Annotated in this window: 11 protein-coding genes; 8 read left to right on the forward strand and 3 right to left on the reverse strand. The window is 72.5% G+C overall.

The features are described from left to right. The first annotated feature begins 33 nt into the window (after positions 1 to 33). From ACZ7LT_RS19295 to ACZ7LT_RS19305, 3 genes are all read left to right on the forward strand, one after another. Entirely contained in the window at positions 34 to 426 is a 393-nt protein-coding gene (locus ACZ7LT_RS19295; protein ID WP_471237463.1) for a Pepco domain-containing protein, read from the forward strand. A 42-nt stretch (positions 427 to 468) separates the two neighbouring features. After that, complete coding sequence (locus ACZ7LT_RS19300; RefSeq protein WP_471237234.1) at positions 469 to 5,601, forward strand: wHTH domain-containing protein; 5,133 nt, start codon at positions 469 to 471, stop codon at positions 5,599 to 5,601. 102 nt (positions 5,602 to 5,703) lie between these two features. Continuing rightward, positions 5,704 to 6,219, forward strand: coding sequence for a DoxX family protein (locus ACZ7LT_RS19305; RefSeq protein WP_471237464.1), 516 nt, complete (start codon positions 5,704 to 5,706; stop codon positions 6,217 to 6,219). A 156-nt stretch (positions 6,220 to 6,375) separates the two neighbouring features. Here ACZ7LT_RS19305 and ACZ7LT_RS19310 read toward each other — a convergent pair whose 3' ends face one another. After that, a complete protein-coding gene (locus tag ACZ7LT_RS19310; protein WP_471237235.1) occupies positions 6,376 to 7,665 on the reverse strand; it encodes a PspC domain-containing protein in 1,290 nt (429 codons plus the stop codon). A gap of 428 nt (positions 7,666 to 8,093) precedes the next feature. Here ACZ7LT_RS19310 and ACZ7LT_RS19315 point away from each other — a divergent pair, with 428 nt between their 5' ends. From ACZ7LT_RS19315 to ACZ7LT_RS19325, 3 genes are all read left to right on the forward strand, one after another. Beyond that, positions 8,094 to 9,365: a PspC domain-containing protein gene (locus ACZ7LT_RS19315; RefSeq protein ID WP_471237236.1), complete on the forward strand. Its 1,272-nt coding sequence runs from the start codon at positions 8,094 to 8,096 to the stop codon at positions 9,363 to 9,365. Further along, positions 9,362 to 10,042 (forward strand): LuxR C-terminal-related transcriptional regulator, encoded by a 681-nt coding sequence (locus tag ACZ7LT_RS19320; protein WP_471237237.1) that lies wholly within the window; start codon positions 9,362 to 9,364, stop codon positions 10,040 to 10,042. The genes ACZ7LT_RS19315 and ACZ7LT_RS19320 overlap by 4 nt, the downstream gene beginning before the upstream one ends. A 115-nt stretch (positions 10,043 to 10,157) precedes the next feature. Further along, positions 10,158 to 11,300 carry an alpha/beta hydrolase gene (locus ACZ7LT_RS19325; protein WP_471237238.1) on the forward strand — a complete coding sequence of 381 codons (1,143 nt, stop codon included), beginning with the start codon at positions 10,158 to 10,160 and terminating at the stop codon, positions 11,298 to 11,300. A gap of 19 nt (positions 11,301 to 11,319) precedes the next feature. Here the strand turns inward: ACZ7LT_RS19325 and ACZ7LT_RS19330 are convergent, their stop codons facing one another. Further along, positions 11,320 to 12,378 carry a C40 family peptidase gene (locus ACZ7LT_RS19330; RefSeq protein WP_471237239.1) on the reverse strand — a complete coding sequence of 353 codons (1,059 nt, stop codon included), beginning with the start codon at positions 12,376 to 12,378 and terminating at the stop codon, positions 11,320 to 11,322. A gap of 255 nt (positions 12,379 to 12,633) precedes the next feature. On the opposite strand from ACZ7LT_RS19330, the gene ACZ7LT_RS19335 reads away from it, so the two are divergent. Beyond that, complete coding sequence (locus tag ACZ7LT_RS19335) at positions 12,634 to 12,987, forward strand: hypothetical protein (protein WP_471237240.1); 354 nt, start codon at positions 12,634 to 12,636, stop codon at positions 12,985 to 12,987. Positions 12,988 to 13,128: 141 nt separating this feature from the next. Beyond that, complete coding sequence (locus ACZ7LT_RS19340; protein ID WP_471237241.1) at positions 13,129 to 14,439, forward strand: DUF418 domain-containing protein; 1,311 nt, start codon at positions 13,129 to 13,131, stop codon at positions 14,437 to 14,439. On the opposite strand, the gene ACZ7LT_RS19345 is transcribed toward ACZ7LT_RS19340, so the two are convergent. Further along, on the reverse strand, positions 14,415 to 15,578 hold the full coding sequence (locus tag ACZ7LT_RS19345; RefSeq protein WP_471237242.1) for a C40 family peptidase: 1,164 nt from the start codon (positions 15,576 to 15,578) through the stop codon (positions 14,415 to 14,417). The genes ACZ7LT_RS19340 and ACZ7LT_RS19345 overlap by 25 nt on opposite strands. Positions 15,579 to 15,624 lie beyond the last annotated feature (46 nt).

The following is a 15,624-nucleotide window of genomic DNA, read 5'->3' on the forward strand; positions in this document are numbered from 1 at the left end:
AAGTGGCACGAAATGAGGGGCGCGGTGACGGACATGACGGGGCAGAACGCAGCAAGGACCACGATCGTCCCGGCACCCCGGCTGGAGATCCTGGTCGACGCGGACACGGTCGACGGAGGACCCGACGAGGCTCCCGGCGGCGGCGCGGACACCAAGGGCCTGCGGCGCCGGGCGCGGAACACCGCGGTGGCCTCCGTATCCGTCGCCACGGACGAGGTCGCCCGCAGCGTCGAGGCCTCCGTCGCCGCCCTGCGCGGCATCTTCGAGCGCGTCGCCCAGACCGAATCCGCCTTCCCCCTCCAGCAGGTCCAGGTCTCCTTCGAGATCTCCGCCAAGGGAGGCTTCCAGCTCGTCGGCACCAGCGAGGTCCAGGGCAAGGGCGCCGTCACGCTCACCTTCGGCACCGCACGGCCGGACGCCGGCTGACCCCGGCCGGCCCGAGAACGAGCCCGGAAGGACCGCGCCCGTATGAGAACGCACCGGGCCCTGCTGCTCTTCGTCCCCCGCTACCGCTCGGACGTCTGGCGCGACCTCGGCTACCTCACCGACGAGTACCGCGACATCCGCGCCACCCTCGTCGACCAGGGCTACGCGATCGACGAGGCGAGCGCCTGCGACTCGCTGCCCGCCCTGGAACTCATCCAGCGCATCACCGAGTTCCTCGCCTCCGCCGGCCGCGGCGAGCGCCTGCTGGTGTTCCTCAGCGGGCACGGCTTCCACCACGACGGCCGGCACTGGTTCGCCGGCGGCGACTCCACCGTCGACCTGCTCAGCGCCCAGACCCTGCCCGCCACCAACGTCGAGCTGGGCAGGGACTGGGCCGCGCAGGCCGAGCGCAGCGAGGCGGAGCAGGTGATGTTCGTCGTGGACGCCTGCCGGGACCGGCTGGTCGACGACGAGGCGAGCGCCCTGGAGTCGCCGGTGAACCCGCCCGACGGGTCGGACCGGCTCAGCTACCTGATGGCGTGCGAGCCGGAGAGTACGGCGGCCGTCGCCGGGGACGCCTCGGCACCGGGCGGCCGCTACAGCCTCTTCACCCAGGCGCTGCGCGAAGTCCTCGCCGACGCCCCCGGCGAGCTGCCCGCCGACCGGCTGCGCGACCTCCTGGAGAAGGCCATGGAGGACCTGCGGACCCGGCAGCAGAGGCCGCCGCGCCGCCAGGTCCCCCGGCTCAGCGGCGAGCTCGGCGGCCCCCGCTTCGCCGTCCTGCCCGCCCGCCGCGACCCGGCCGCGCAGCGCGCGCGGCGGCTGCGCGACCACGAGGCCTGGCGGCGCGTCACCGACCGCGCCGAGGCCGAGGAGTACAGGGAAGAGGCGGAACGCGTCCTCGCCACCCTCAACAGCTGGCTGGCCAAGGAACTCACCGCCCTCGACGACGACCCATGGCTCGACCGCGAGGCCGACCAGCGCGCCTCCGCCCGCCTCTCCGACCTGCTCGCCTCCCTCCCCGACGAGGTCACCTTCACCCCGGCCGAGGCGGCCCTGCTCGCCCTGGCCCCCGCCCTCTTCCACGGCTTCCGGGTCCGGCTCGTCTCCCGCGCCGACAAGGACCTGGGCGCCGAATGGGTCCAGTACCCCCGCCTGCGCCGCCAGACCGACACCACCACCGACCCCCGCCGACGGCTGCGCGACCGGCGCGTCGTCGAGGCCTGGGTGCTGCACCAGACCCGGGCGAGACCCGGCGACGCCCACAAACACCCGGACGCGCTGCTGGCGTTCCTCAAGACGATGCTGGCCGGTACGGACGAACTCACCGACCTCTGCACACCCCAGCTCGTCTCCTGGCTCTTCCGGGCGATGCAGCACGGCGGCGGCGTCCTCGCCGAACCGCCCCAGCTGGCCGCCCCCACCGGCCCCGCGGTCCGCCCCGAGACCGTCGGCCTGCTGCTGTGCGCCGCCCAGACGATGGCGCTCGACCGGTACGAGATGCCCGCCGTCCTCGTCGAACACATCGGCGGCAGCGACCGCATCGGGCTCGCCCATGTCCGCCGGGCCATCGAGAGCGCCCGCTGGGACATCCCCACCGGTGAGAACGCCGGCGGCACCCTGCGCCTGGTCGCCGAATGCGGCCACCAGGCCCTGATGGTGGCGCTCCAGGAACGCGCCAAATCGCTCGACGGGCTGCTGTGCAGCGACCTCGCCGTCCGGGGCCTTTCCCGGATGCCCAGCCGCGCGTCCGGTGTCGAAGTACGCCCCGAGAAGGACCCGGTCACCAAGAAGGACAAGTTCTTCCCCGTCGCCACCCGCTTCGGCCTCGACGGAACCCGCGTCCGCGAACTGCTCGTCGGCGAACAGCTCTACCCCGACCGGCACCTCGCGGTCCGCGAGCTCTACCAGAACGCCATGGACGCCTGCCAGGTCCGGCGCGCCCGCGAGGCGGCCCTCTCCTCGGGCGGCCAGGGCGGCCGGTGGACCGGCCGGATCGAGCTCCGCCAGGGCACCGAAGGCAACCGCAGATATCTCGACTGCGTCGACAACGGCTCCGGCATGGGCCGCGGCGAACTGCTCTACTCCTTCGCCCAGGGCGGCGTTCGCCTGGCCCATCTCACGTCGTTCCAGGAGGAGAAGCTCGACTGGGAGCGCCGCGGCATCCCCTTCCAGGAGAACAGCCGCTTCGGCATCGGCGTGCTCAGCTACTTCATGCTGGCCGACGAGATCGAGGTCACGACACGCAAACTGCGCCGGGACGGCACGGAAGGCGACGCCCTGCGCGTGACGATCTCCGGCCCGGACCACCTCTTCCAGGTGATGCCGCACGAGGAGGGCACGGACTTCCACGGCGCGACCTGCGGCACCCGTATCCGCTGGTGGCTCCGCGACGACCTGCCCGAGTTCTCCTGCGTGCAGGCGCTGCGGTCGGTGCTCGGCGTCGCCCAGTTCCAGACCGTGGCGGAGTACGGGACGGACCGCGAGGAATGGGAGCCGGACGAGTACCGCAGCCGCCCCGACACCGGCGGCGGCAAGGTCATCGACGCCGGCGGCACGATCGTGCCGGACCCGGACGGCGAGGTCTTCTGGTGCGAGCACGGCGGTGCGCTGCTCGTCGACGGCATCGCGGTCGAGGGCCGCTGGTTCGCGACCGACGAGCGTACGGGCGAGCGCCGCCCGGTCGAACCGATGAAGCTGCGCGGCGCGGTGGTCAACCTCAAGGGCCGGGCCCTGCGGGTCGAAGGCGGCCAGAAGGCGGCGCCGAGACTCTCCGTGGACCGCGGCCATGTCGTCGACGACATCGCCGAGACGGTGTTCTCGATGCTGCGCAAGCGGAAGGCCGCGCAGCGGCTCGCGGAGAGCGAGGTCCTGACGGAGAGCTGGCTCGGCGAGGTCGCGGACGCGGAGCCGCTCGTCGCGGACGCGGTCGTCCGCGGCCTGATTACACGCGGCGCGCGGTTGGGGCGGGGGAAGGGTGCGTCGGAGCTGGCGCGGACGGGGTACTTCTCGGGGGACCGGTATCTGACAGGGATGTGGGTGCGGGGGAGTGCGCCGGGTACGCCGCACGGTCCCATGGGAGGGGCGTCGCACTCCGAACGGCTGCCGGCGCACCTCGCCCTGTGGCGCTACGCCGCCCTGTTCCCCGCCGACGTGCGCGCTGCGCTCGGGGATCTCTGCCCGGCGGACCTGGAATCGGCCGAGCTGCGCCCCGCGTTTCCTTCGGACGGGGTCGTCTTCGGCGCCATGCGCAATTCCGAGGGCATGGTGTGGGACAACCAGCCTGCCCCGGGCGCGGTGCTCTCCTACGCCCAGGATCTGCACCAGCCCCTTTCCTGGGTGCTGGACCGCATGGGGGAGCTGGGTCTGCCCTCGCCCCTTCCGCCCGGGCCTCTGTCCATCCCGGCCGCGGCCCTCATCGCCATGACCAGCGGTAGCTCCGCAGGGGTCTCCTCGTGGCTGCGGCCTGGGGACAGGATCCACGCGGACAGCGTGCTGGCGCACGTCGCGAGAAACTCCTTGTCCCTGGGAGAGACCGTCCGCCAGCTGGCGGCCCTCGGCTTCGACACGGAGCCGTGTATGGCGCTGCTGGAACCGGAGTCGGCGAGCGGGAGGCGGCTTCGTGTGTTGCTGAGCGAGCGGCTGAACGGTCTCGCCCCCTGGATTGCACGTGTGGACATGACGTCGCATCTCATCGCCGCGGCGGCCAAGACCGGCATGACCATTGAGGAGGTCAGGGCTGTCCTCGCGGAACAGGGCTTCTACCTGCCCAGAGGCACGGATCTGGAAGCGGCGGACATGGTGCGCTGGCGGTGGCCGCACGAAAAGGAGGGTGCGGAGCCGCTGTGCCTCGGACTGCCCTTCGTCTACCGGCTCGCCCATCTGCGTTCCCGCACGGTGAACGAGGCTGCCCTGCTCCTTCAGGCGCATGGCTACCGGGTGCAGGAGGCCGAATTCGACGACACGCCTGCACCCGCCGATGCCATGCTGCTGACGGCCGTACTGCGCAACCGCGAGGTACTGGACCTTCACCGGCCCGTGACGTTGCTGAGCCTCAACACGCTGGCCCAGCGTTTCGCCTACACCCTGGCGGAGACACGTGACCGGCTCCGGGCACTGGGCGTGGAGGTGCCGTATGACGAACTGCCCGATGAACTCGACGACGTGGACGTCACGTTGGTCACGCGCCACGAGGTGTCGGGGGCGTCGGAGAAGGGCCTCGATCCCCGGTACCCGGTGCCGCTCGCCCATGTGGCGATCGTGGCCGACCGCGTGGGCGTGACGGTGCGAGCGGCGCGGGAGCGGCTGATGGCCTTGGGTCTGACCGTTGATGCGTTGCCCCAGTCCGAGCCCGAATGGTTGAGCTCGGCGGAGGAGGCCCAGCTCACCCGGTTGTGGATTCCCTATGGCGACCGGGAGGAGGCCCCCGAGGTGCCCCTCGGCTTTGTGATGACCGTGGCCTTGGCCAAGGGGTGGACCGTGGCAGGCGCGGCACGCGCGCTACGGGTACGGGGCCTGCGGCTGGCCGACCCCGAGGGAGGAGCCTGGGCGGAGCTCACGGAGGAGGACAGGGTGCTGCTGAGTCTGGGACGGGGTCGCCATCCCACCCCCCTCCTTGCGAGGCCGCACCTGTCCACCGTGCAAGTCGTGGCGGCGGCGGCCGCCCTCGGTGTGACGGTGGAGGAGGCCAGGAGGCGGTTCCACGTCCTGGGGCTGGCCGCATCTCGGGGCAGAGTCATCGAGGACGAGGCGCTGTTCTACGTACGGCATCAAACCAGTCCGGGCCGCTCGCCCAACGGTCTCCACGGGTTCATGAAGGCGGGCCGAGCCATCCCGGCGGCCTATGCATGGATGGTGGCGGCCACCGAAGGCCATACGGTCCACTCCATCGCCGAGCGGCTGCGCGCCCTTGGCGCGGAGCTCCAGGACGCCACGTACCCGGACGAGCGGCCCAGTACGCAGTCCGTAATCGTCCTGCGGGACAACGCCTCGCCCCACGGCCGGTGGCTCCCCCTGGACGAACCCGTCTGCCTCGAACACCTCCTCGTCGCCGCCCACCGCCTCTGCACCACCGTCACCGACGTGGCCGAACGGCTCCGGGCCTTCGGGATCGACGTGCCCCCGGTGGAAGGGCTCGTCGGCGACGCCTGGGCGCGGGTGCCGAGGCGGGGCTGAACCACGCGTGGGTTTCCCGCGTATCCCAATCGACGGGGCGCGGGCAGAATCGGACCTGCGGCGGACAGCGGCGTGAGAGGCAGGCCTGCCATGGCAGCACGGATGCACCGGGCGACGGCGACGTACGGCAGCGGGGGCGGATGGGACGGGCAGAGCGGGTGGAAGGCCACCGCCTCGCGGTACGCCCTCCTCCCACTGCGGATCTTCCTTGGCGCGACCTTCGTCTACGCCGGGCTCGACAAGATCACCGACAGTGCCTTCATGGCCGCCGGCGGCTCCGGCTCGATCGGGGAGATGATGCGGTCCGTCCGGGACGGCTCGGCCGTGCCGTGGCTGGTGGACCTCGCGCTGAAGGACCCGGTCGCCTTCGGGTACGCGATCGCGGTCGGTGAACTGGTCGTCGGGATCGGGACGCTGATCGGACTGTTCGCGCGGCTCGCCGCCGTCGGTGGGGCGCTGATCTCGCTCAGCCTCTGGCTGACCGTCAGCTGGCAGACCGACCCCTATTACTACGGCAACGACCTCGCCTATCTCATGGCCTGGCTGCCGCTCGTGCTCGCCGGGGCGTCGCTGTTCTCCGTCGACGCGGCCCTGGCCGAGCGGCGGCGCAGACTGTAGGCGATCCAGGTCGCCACGCCGGCCAGGCCGAGGCCTCCGCACAGCAGAGGGAGGACCGCGTAGGCGGGGGTGTTCCAGGCGCCGGCCGCGTCACCCGCGAAGAGTGTCGCGACGGTGAGGCCGGTGGCGCCGGCGAGCAGCCGGCCGGGGCGGAACTCATGAAGCAGCACGGGTGACCTCCACCTGGCCGAGCCCGACCTCAAGGGTGAGGTCGAGGGTGCCCGCGGGGGTGACGCCGGACGGTGGTGCGAGGGTCCGGGTCGCCTGCCGGTCCGGGGCGACGTCGATGTCGTTGGGGGGCTCGCCCGGGAGCTGGAGATCGCCGAGGCCGGCCTCCGCGCGCAGTGTGACCGTGACGTTCTTCGGCACGACCACCCGCAGCTGACCGGCGCCGACCTCCGCGACCGTCTCGACCGTGGTGCCCTTGGGGACGGCGAGCGCCGAGAGGTCCAGCGTGGCGACGCCCGACCCCAGTTCGTAGCGGGGCTGGAGCGCCGAGACCGATGCCGGTTTCCAGGTCGTACGGGCCCAGTCCGTACTGATCTCCTTGGGCAGGGCGGCCGCGAGGGCGAGCAGGACGGCGGTGACCACGGTCATGAAGACCGTGCCGAAGCCCGTACGCCCCAGGAAGCTGCTGAGCACCAGAGCGAACGCGAACACCGCGAGCGCGGAGACGAGACCGATCTGCAGGCTGGTGCCGAGCGGGTGGGCGTCCCAGCTCAGCGTCGTGCCGAGGGCGCCCGCGACCAGCGCGAGGACGAGCACCAGACCGCCGATCGAGCGCGGACCGCGCACGGGCGCGGTGCGCGGGGCGGGGGTCTTCGAGATACGGGTGGCCGCCGCCGCGTCCGCCTCGGCCGCGCCCGGCGGGCCCCACAGATAGCCGACCGGGACCGGCCCGGTCGTCCCGTCCTTCACGATGGGGTCGCGCCACCACGAAGGGCTCTCGGGCGGCGGAGGCGCCTTCGTCTCCGGCGGGGCCTCAGCCACGGCCTGGGCGGTCGCCGGGTCCACGGCGGCCTCCGGGTCCGTGACCAGGCGGCGGCGCTGCGACCAGACGGCCGCGCCGCTCGCCGCGATGGCCAGCATCATGGCGAAGCCCAGCGTGCCGCCGCTGCCGAGCATGGTCAGGAACACCCCGCAACCGACGAGCGCCAGCAGTATCGCGGTCAGCGCCGCGCCGTCGACCCGGCCCGAGAGCACCCTCCGGGCCTCGTTCTCGTCCTCTCCCTCGGCGGGCAGGATCAGCCAGGCGAAGCCGTAGAAGATCAGGCCGAGGCCGCCCGTCACGGACAGCACACCGATCACGATCCGGAAGAAGACCGGATCGAGGTCGTAGTGCCGACCGAGACCGCCGCAGACGCCCGCCACGACCTTCTGCCGCGGCGTGCGCCGCAGCTGCGGGGCGGGCGGGGCCTCCGGGGGAGGGGGCGTCGTACTCGTCATGCCTCCATGGTGACGGGCTGTAGCGCGGCACGGCACCCGTCCGGACCCTGGCCGGTCCCTGATATTCACCCCGAGACCTGGGCCGGGGGTCCGGGATCGAGACCCGGGCCCGAGAGCCGGGACCCGAGCCCGAGGGCCGGGACCGAGACCCGAGCCCGAGACCGAGACCCGAGCCCGAGACCGAGACCCGAGCCCGAGACCGAGACCCGAGCCCGAGGGCCGGGACCGAGACCCGGGACCGAAACCCCGGGCCCGGGGCCCCGAGCCCGAGACCGGAACCCGAGACCCGGGTCGGCGCCCCGCGGCCACGACCGAGACGCGGCCGCCGGGCGGCGGGCCCGGCGGCCGGCACCGCCCCCAGCGCCTCAGGGTCGCGTCAGGGGCGCACCCTGATGTCCTCGCCCGTACGGACGTGTGACGATCGGGGCATGCCAGTCGCCGCCCGTCCGCCCGAGACCGACGACCCGCCCGTGCGCAAGCTCTACCGGAGCGCCGACGGGCGGCTCCTCGGCGGTGTCGCGCGGGGGCTCGCCGGGCACCTCGGGCTGCCCGTGGTCTGGGTCCGGTTCGTGTTCCTGGCGCTGTTCCTCGCCGAGGGGCTCGGCGCGCTGCTGTACGCCGTCTTCTGGATCGTCGTACCGCTGGGCGTCGGCGGCCGGGCGGCCCAGCCGCGCTCGGTCTTCGAGGTCACCCCCGACGGCCGACGCAGACTGCGCAAGCCCGACAAGGGCCAGGTCTTCGCCCTGATCGCGCTGATGATCGGCGCGATCGTGTTCGTCGGCAACGTCGACATGAGCAGCCGGGCCAACCGCTACATCTGGCCGACCCTGCTGATCGGCGTCGGCGTGATCCTGGTGTGGCGGCAGGCGGACAACGCCCGCCGGGCCCGCTGGACCGAGTCCACGCGCCGCCGCCGCACCCTCCAGCTCGCCCGCGGCTTCGCCGGAGTCGCCCTGGTCGGCATGGGCCTGACGGCCTTCATGGTGGTCCGCGGCTCGGCCGCCCAGCTCGGCACGGCCCTGACCGCCGCCATCGCCGTCCTCGCCGGTATCGCGCTGCTCGCCGGGCCCTGGCTGGTGCGCATGTCGCAGGACCTCTCCGAGGAGCGGACGATGCGCATCCGCGCCCAGGAGCGGGCCGAGGTCGCGGCGCACGTCCACGACTCTGTCCTGCACACGCTCACCCTGATACAGCGCAACGCGGAAGACCCCGGCGAGGTGCGCCGGCTCGCCCGCGCCCAGGAACGGGAGCTGCGCAACTGGCTCTACAAGCCGGAGGGCACCGGCAAGGACGAGGCCGAGGAACCGGAGACGCTGGCCGAGGCGGTGAAAAGGGCCGCCGCCGAGGTGGAGGACAAGCACGGCGTCCCGCTGGAGGTCGTGGTCGTCGGCGACTGCCCCCTCGACGAGAAACTGGCCGCACAGATGCAGGCCGCGCGCGAGGCGATGGTCAACGCCGCGAAGTACGGTGGCGAGGGCGGGGCGGTGCAGGTGTACGCGGAGGTCGAGGGCCGTACGGTCTTCGTCTCCGTCCGGGACCGGGGGCCGGGCTTCGATCTGGACGCGGTGCCGGACGACCGGATGGGCGTACGAGAATCGATCATCGGCCGGATGCAGCGCAACGGAGGCTCGGCCCGCCTGCGGTCCGTGCCCGGCGGGGGTACGGAAGTGGAGCTTGAGATGGAGAGGGCGGACGGATGACCGAGGAGACGACGGAGCGTCGGGTCCGTGTGGTGCTGGTCGACGACCATCGGATGTTCCGTACGGGCGTCCAGGCCGAGATCGGCCGGACCGAGGTGACCGGTGTCGAGGTGGTCGGGGAGGCCGCCGACGTCGACCAGGCGGTCACGGTGATCAACGCGACCCGCCCGGAGGTCGTGCTGCTCGACGTCCATCTGCCCGGCGGTGGCGGCGTCGAGGTGCTGCGCCGATGCGCGAGCCTGATGGCCGCCGCCGAACACCCCGTGCGGTTTCTGGCGCTGTCCGTCTCGGACGCCGCCGAGGACGTCATCGGAGTCATCCGGGGCGGGGCACGCGGCTATGTCACCAAGACGATCACCGGCACCGACCTGGTCGACTCGATCTTCCGGGTCCAGGAGGGCGACGCGGTCTTCTCGCCCCGGCTGGCCGGTTTCGTGCTGGACGCGTTCGCCTCGACGGACGCCCCGCCGGTCGACGAGGACCTCGACCGGCTCACCCAGCGCGAGCGGGAGGTGCTGCGCCTGATCGCCCGGGGCTACGCCTACAAGGAGATCGCCAAGCAGCTCTTCATCTCCGTGAAGACGGTCGAGTCCCATGTCTCGGCGGTGCTCCGCAAGCTCCAGCTCTCCAACCGGCACGAGCTGACGCGCTGGGCGACGGCCCGAAGGCTGGTCTGACCGCCGGCTTGTCGGACGGCCGGCTTTTGTAACAGCCGGATGTCGGGCAATCGTGCGGTAATTGGTACACGGTCGCGGCAACCGAGCGGGTGACCGAGGCCTCTTAGTCCTCGTGATGAGCCTGACTGGAACCCCCTTCTTCGTGACCGCGATCGTGCTCGCGGTGATCGCGGTCCTGCTGCCGCTGGTGCTGTGGAGCCGGCTGCGCGGCCCCGCGTTCGTCAGGGGCGTGGTGCGGCTCCTCATGGTCGGGTTCGCGCAGGTCACCGCGGTCCTGGTGGTGTTCGTCGCGGTGAACAACACCAACAGCCTCTACGACACCTGGGCGGACCTGCTGGGCACGGCCAACCACGTCGACAAGGCCGCCGACCTCGGCCCCGACGGCACGGGCGGGAAGAAGATCGCCGATCTGCCCAAGGTGAGGCAGACGTTCACCCCGGCCACCGACCCCAAGATGGGCGCCGGGGTCCAGCAGACCACGCTCGACGGCAAGGTCTCCGGGGTGAAGGCCGAGGTGTACGTGTGGCTGCCGCCGCAGTACGACGACCCGGCCTACCGGGACCGGACGTTCCCGGTCGTCGAGGTGCTGTCCGGCTACCCCGGCTCCCCGAAGGCGTGGTTCGGCAGCCTGCACGCCAACGACACGCTCGGTCCGCTCATGAAGCAGGGCAAGGTCGCTCCGTTCATCCTGGTCGCCCCGCGCACCAACCTGCTGCCCAACGCGGACACCGGCTGCGCCAACGTCACCGGCAAGGTCAACGCCGACTCCTGGCTCACGGTCGACGTACGCAAGATGGTCGTGGACAACTTCCGCGCCTCCGCCAAGGCCTCGGACTGGGCCATCGCCGGCTACTCGGCGGGCGCGCACTGCGCCGCCAAGCTGGCCATCGCCCACCCCGACCGCTACAGCGCGGCCGTGGCGATGAACGGCTACAACGACCCCGCCGCCGAGCCGGACGCGCTCACCGCCAAGGACCCGAAGCTGCGCCGCGACAACAACCCCCTGAACATCCTGAAGGCCGCGCCCACCCCGCCCCGCCTCTCGCTGCTGTTCACCGGCAAGGGCCGCGACGGCTACCGCCAGGGCCTGGAGCTGCGCGACGCGTCGAAGCCGCCCACGTACATCGAGGCACGCAAGGTGGACGCCCCGCACACCACCCCGACCTGGCAGCGCCAGGTCCGGCCGGTCTTCGAGTGGCTGACCCGGCGCATGGGGCAGCAGACGCTGGGACAGCCGGGCACGGGAACCGGCGCGTAGCGCGCCCCGCCACAGCGCCCTACGCGACCCGGGTCGCCCCCGCGAACGGCATCTCGTCGAGCGGCGCGACCCGCACCGGTGCCCCCGGGCGCGGGGCGTGGATCATCTGCCCGCCGCCGATGTACAGGCCGACATGGCTGATGCCGGAGTAGAAGAACACCAGGTCACCTGGGGCGAGTTCGGAGCGCGAGATCCGTCGGCCGGCGTTGATCTGGGTGTAGGTGGTGCGCGGCAGGGAGACCCCGGCCGAGCGCCACGCGGCCTGCGTCAGACCGGAGCAGTCGAAGGCATCGGGCCCGGTCGCCCCCCATACGTACGGCTTGCCGAGCGCCCCGTACGCGAAGGAGACGGCCTGCGCGGCCCGGGAGTTGGGGGCGGGTACGGCGCCGCGCGGGGCGCCGCGGCCGGCCCGGTCCGCCGCCGGGGACCGTCCGTCGCCGGCGCCTTCGCGCGCGTACCGCGCCCGCTGTTCGGCGGTGAGCCTGGCCAGCAGCGACTCGGCCTCGCGCAGCTTCCCCTGCACGGCCGTCTTGTGCGTCTTCAGCTCGGCCTGCCTGGCCTGGAGCTCGTCGAGCCGCTCCCTGGACTCGGCGCGCAGCCGCCCGATCTCGGTGAGCTCGCGGCGTACGGAGGCGATGGCGGCGGCCTGTCGGTCCCCGGCGCGGTCGGCGAGCGCGGCGCGCTCCAGGTACTCGTCCGGGTTCGAGGTGAGGGCCAGTTGCACGGATGGGTCGATGCCGCCGGAGCGGTACTGTGCGGTGGCGATCGACCCCAGCGCGTTGCGGCGCGAGTTGAGCCGGTCCGTACGGCGGGCCGCCTCGTCGCGCAGCCGGTCGAAGGCGGCGCGGGCCTTGTCCGCCTTCTCCTTGGCGCCGTTGTACTTCTCCGTCGCCTCCTCGGCCTCCTGGTACAGCCTGTCGACCTTCGCTTTGACCTGCGCGGGGGTGAGCCTGGGGTCGGCGTGTACGGAGCCCTCGAAGGCGGTGGCGGTCGCGGCGCCGGCGAGCGCGAGCGTGGCGGCGGTGCGGGCGGCCGGGCCGCCGAGCGGGCGCTGCTTGGGTTTCCGATGCGCTGCCACGAGGGCGGGTCACATCCTTTCCCTACGGTCACGGGTGTGGCCCGGGGGAGTGGCCACGTGCGGGAGGACGCTAGGCCGGGAGTCACGGGCGGGTGGAGGCTTGCTCGGTCTTGGCCGCAGATGGACGCGCGGGATCGTTTCCTTACGACCGCCAGAACAGCGGAACCTCCGATTCCTGTACGGCTGTGACCGATGCGCCCAATGAGGCCCACCTGCCCGACGGGGGGTGATAAGGGCCCGGCTAGGCTCCGCCTCATGGACGTACTCATCAATGTCTTCGTCGCCCTGCACATCATCGGCATCGCCTCCCTCCTCGGCGGTTTCCTCACGCAGATGAAGGCGATGAGCACGGGCACGGCCCGCTTCACCCCGGCGATGCTGCACGGCGCGCTGACCATGCTGGTCACGGGTGTGGCGCTGGTGGGCCTCAACCAGGCGGACGACCAGACCGTGAACAACCTCAAGGTCGGCATCAAGCTCGCCGTCCTGGTCGTGATCCTGGCGCTCGTCTATGTGAAGCGGGACGAGGAGAAGGTGGACAAGGGGCTGTTCGGCGCGGTGGGCGGGCTGACCGTGGCCAACATCTTCATCGCCACGCTCTGGACGTGACCGCCGCCGCTCTGGGCGAACAAACCTTCGCCGGGTAGGTCTTTCGTCGCGCGGGGACGGGCCGATCGTCATCCGAAGGTCGGTGCGTCCCGCGACGGACGGCGGATGTCCGCCTACCCATGGCCTTCCTAACGTGAGGCCATGACAGTCGAGACGAGAGAAGTCCCGTCGCCCCGCGGCGCCGTGCGGCCCGACGAGCGCGCGCTCGCCCCCGATCTCGCCCGCGGGATCATGCTGCTGCTCATCGTCCTGTCCAACACGGCGTTCCATCTGTGGGCGGCGCCGCACGGCGCCTCCGGATGGCACCCCGTCGACGGCTCATGGGCCGACCGCGCCATCCAGTTCACCATGATCACCGTCCTGGACATGCGGATCTATCCGCTCTTCGCCTTCCTCTTCGGCTACGGCATGACGCAGCTCTACCTGCGCCAGACCGCGGCCGGGGCCGCCGAGCGCACCGCCGTCGCCATCCTGCGCCGACGCAGCCTCTGGCTGCTGGTCATAGGCCTCGCGCACTCCGCCCTCCTCATGGCCGGCGACATCCTCGGCTACTACGGCCTGCTCAGCTTCTTCCTCGGCTGGCTGTTCCTGCGGCGCAGCGACCGCGCCCTGAAGTGGTGGATCGGCATCGCCTGCGCGCAGCTGCTGCTCGTGACCGCCCTCCCGGTCGTGGCCGCCCTGCTCGACGGGACCCTGTGGACCATGGGCGACGCGGGCGCGGAGGCCGGTGTCGAGGCGTACGCCGGGGCCGAGAGCAGCTGGCTCGCCGCCGCGGGCACCCGCCTGACCACGGGACTGTTCGTCACCTTCGGCGGCGCCCTCGCCGCCCTCGTCGGCGGTACGTACGTCGTCTTCCTGCTCGGCTTCTGGGCCGCGCGGCGGCGCGTGCTCGAAGAGCCCGGACGCCACCTGCCGCTGCTGCGCCGCACGGCGGTCATCGGTGTCACCATCGGCTGGCTCGGCGCGCTGCCGTCCGCGCTCGCCCACATCGGCGCGCTGTCCGTGCCCGACAACGCGCAGAGCGAGACGGGGGTGCTCACCCTCCTGCGCGACGTGACCGGGAACGCGGCGGGGATCGGCTACGTCGCCGCGATCGCCCTCTTCACGCACTGGTGGACGCGGCGCCGGGCGGCCGGACGGACCACGGGAGGCGCGGCCACCGCCGTCACCGCGATATCGGCGGTCGGCAAGCGCTCTCTGTCCTGCTACCTCACGCACTCCCTGATCTTCGCCCCGCTCCTCGCCGCCTGGGGCCTCGGACTCGGCCGGCACCTGAGCAGCGCCACCATGGCCCTGTTCGCCGTCGGCGTCTGGCTGATCACGGTCGCCGGGGCCTACGCCCTGGAGCGGGCCGGCCGCCGAGGCCCGGCCGAGGCGGCCCTGCGCCGACTCATATATCCCCGACCGAGGCCTCTGGGGAGCGGGACTCAGGCCGGGCGCACGCTGCCGTAGATCGGCATGTAGTAGATGGACTCCTCGCGGACGTTCGCCCCCGGCTTCGGCGCGTGGATCATCGTGCCGTTGCCCTGGTAGATGCCGACGTGGCTGATGTCGTCGTAGAAGAAGACCAGGTCACCGGGGCGGAGATCCTCGGTGGCGACCCGGGTGCCGACCTTCACCTGGTCCCAGGTGGTCCGGGGCAGCTCCACGCCGGCCTCCTTCCAGGCCGCCTGGGTCAGCCCGGAGCAGTCGTACGAGCTCGGGCCCGTGGCGCCCCACACGTACGGCTTGCCGATCTGGGCGCGGGCGAAGGCCAGGGCCTTGGCGGCCTTGGTCGCGTAGCCGCTCCCCGGTGCCACCGGCGTCGTCGGGGCCGTGGGGGCGGCAGGGGTGCTGGGCCGCTCGGCCGCCTCCCGCTCGCGGCGGGCGCGCTCGGCCTCCGCCTTGGCCTGCTCCTCGGCCTTGCGGCGGGCCTCCGCCTCGCGGCGGCGCTCCAGCTCGGCGAGCCGGGCCCGCTCCTCGGCCGTCAGCCGCGCCAGCAGAGCGCGGGCCTCGGTCAGCTTGCCCTGCACGGTCTGCTTCTTGGCCCGCAGCCTCGCCTGCGAGGAGGCGAGGCTCTCCAGGCTCTTCGTCGCCTCGGCGCGCTTCTTGGCGGTGGCGGCCTGCTCGCGCCGGAAGTCCGCGACGGCCTGCTCCTGCCGGTCGGCCATCCGGTCCATGAGCTGGGTCTGGTCGAAGTACGACTGGGGGCTGTCCGCGAAGATCAGGGCCGCCGTCGGGCTGACCGCGCCGGTCCGGTACTGCGCCGCGGCGTACGAGCCGAGCGCCCGGCGAGAGGTGTTCAGGGCCTCCGCGCGCCGCGCGACGTCGTCCAGCAGGGAGCCGACCGTACGGCGCTGCTGGTCGGTGGCCTCCTTGGCCCGGTTGTACTCCTGGGTCGCCGTGCCCGCCTGCCGGTAGAGGTCGTCGACCTTCTTCTGGACCTCTTCGACCGTGGGCTTCGGCGGCGCCGCCGGAGTGGCGCCCGCCACACCCGCGCCCTGCGTGGACAGCAGCGTGACCGAGGCGAGGGCGGCCGTCGTCACCCCGACGGCGGGGGAGTGCGTGGTACGTGCGGTGCGCGGCTTGCGATGCGAGGCCAAGGCCGGCATCTCCTTCCGTGGCCCATGAACTCCCGTGCGGGGAAGCCAGGTTCGG

This window comes from Streptomyces sp. NPDC039465 (assembly GCF_055639315.1).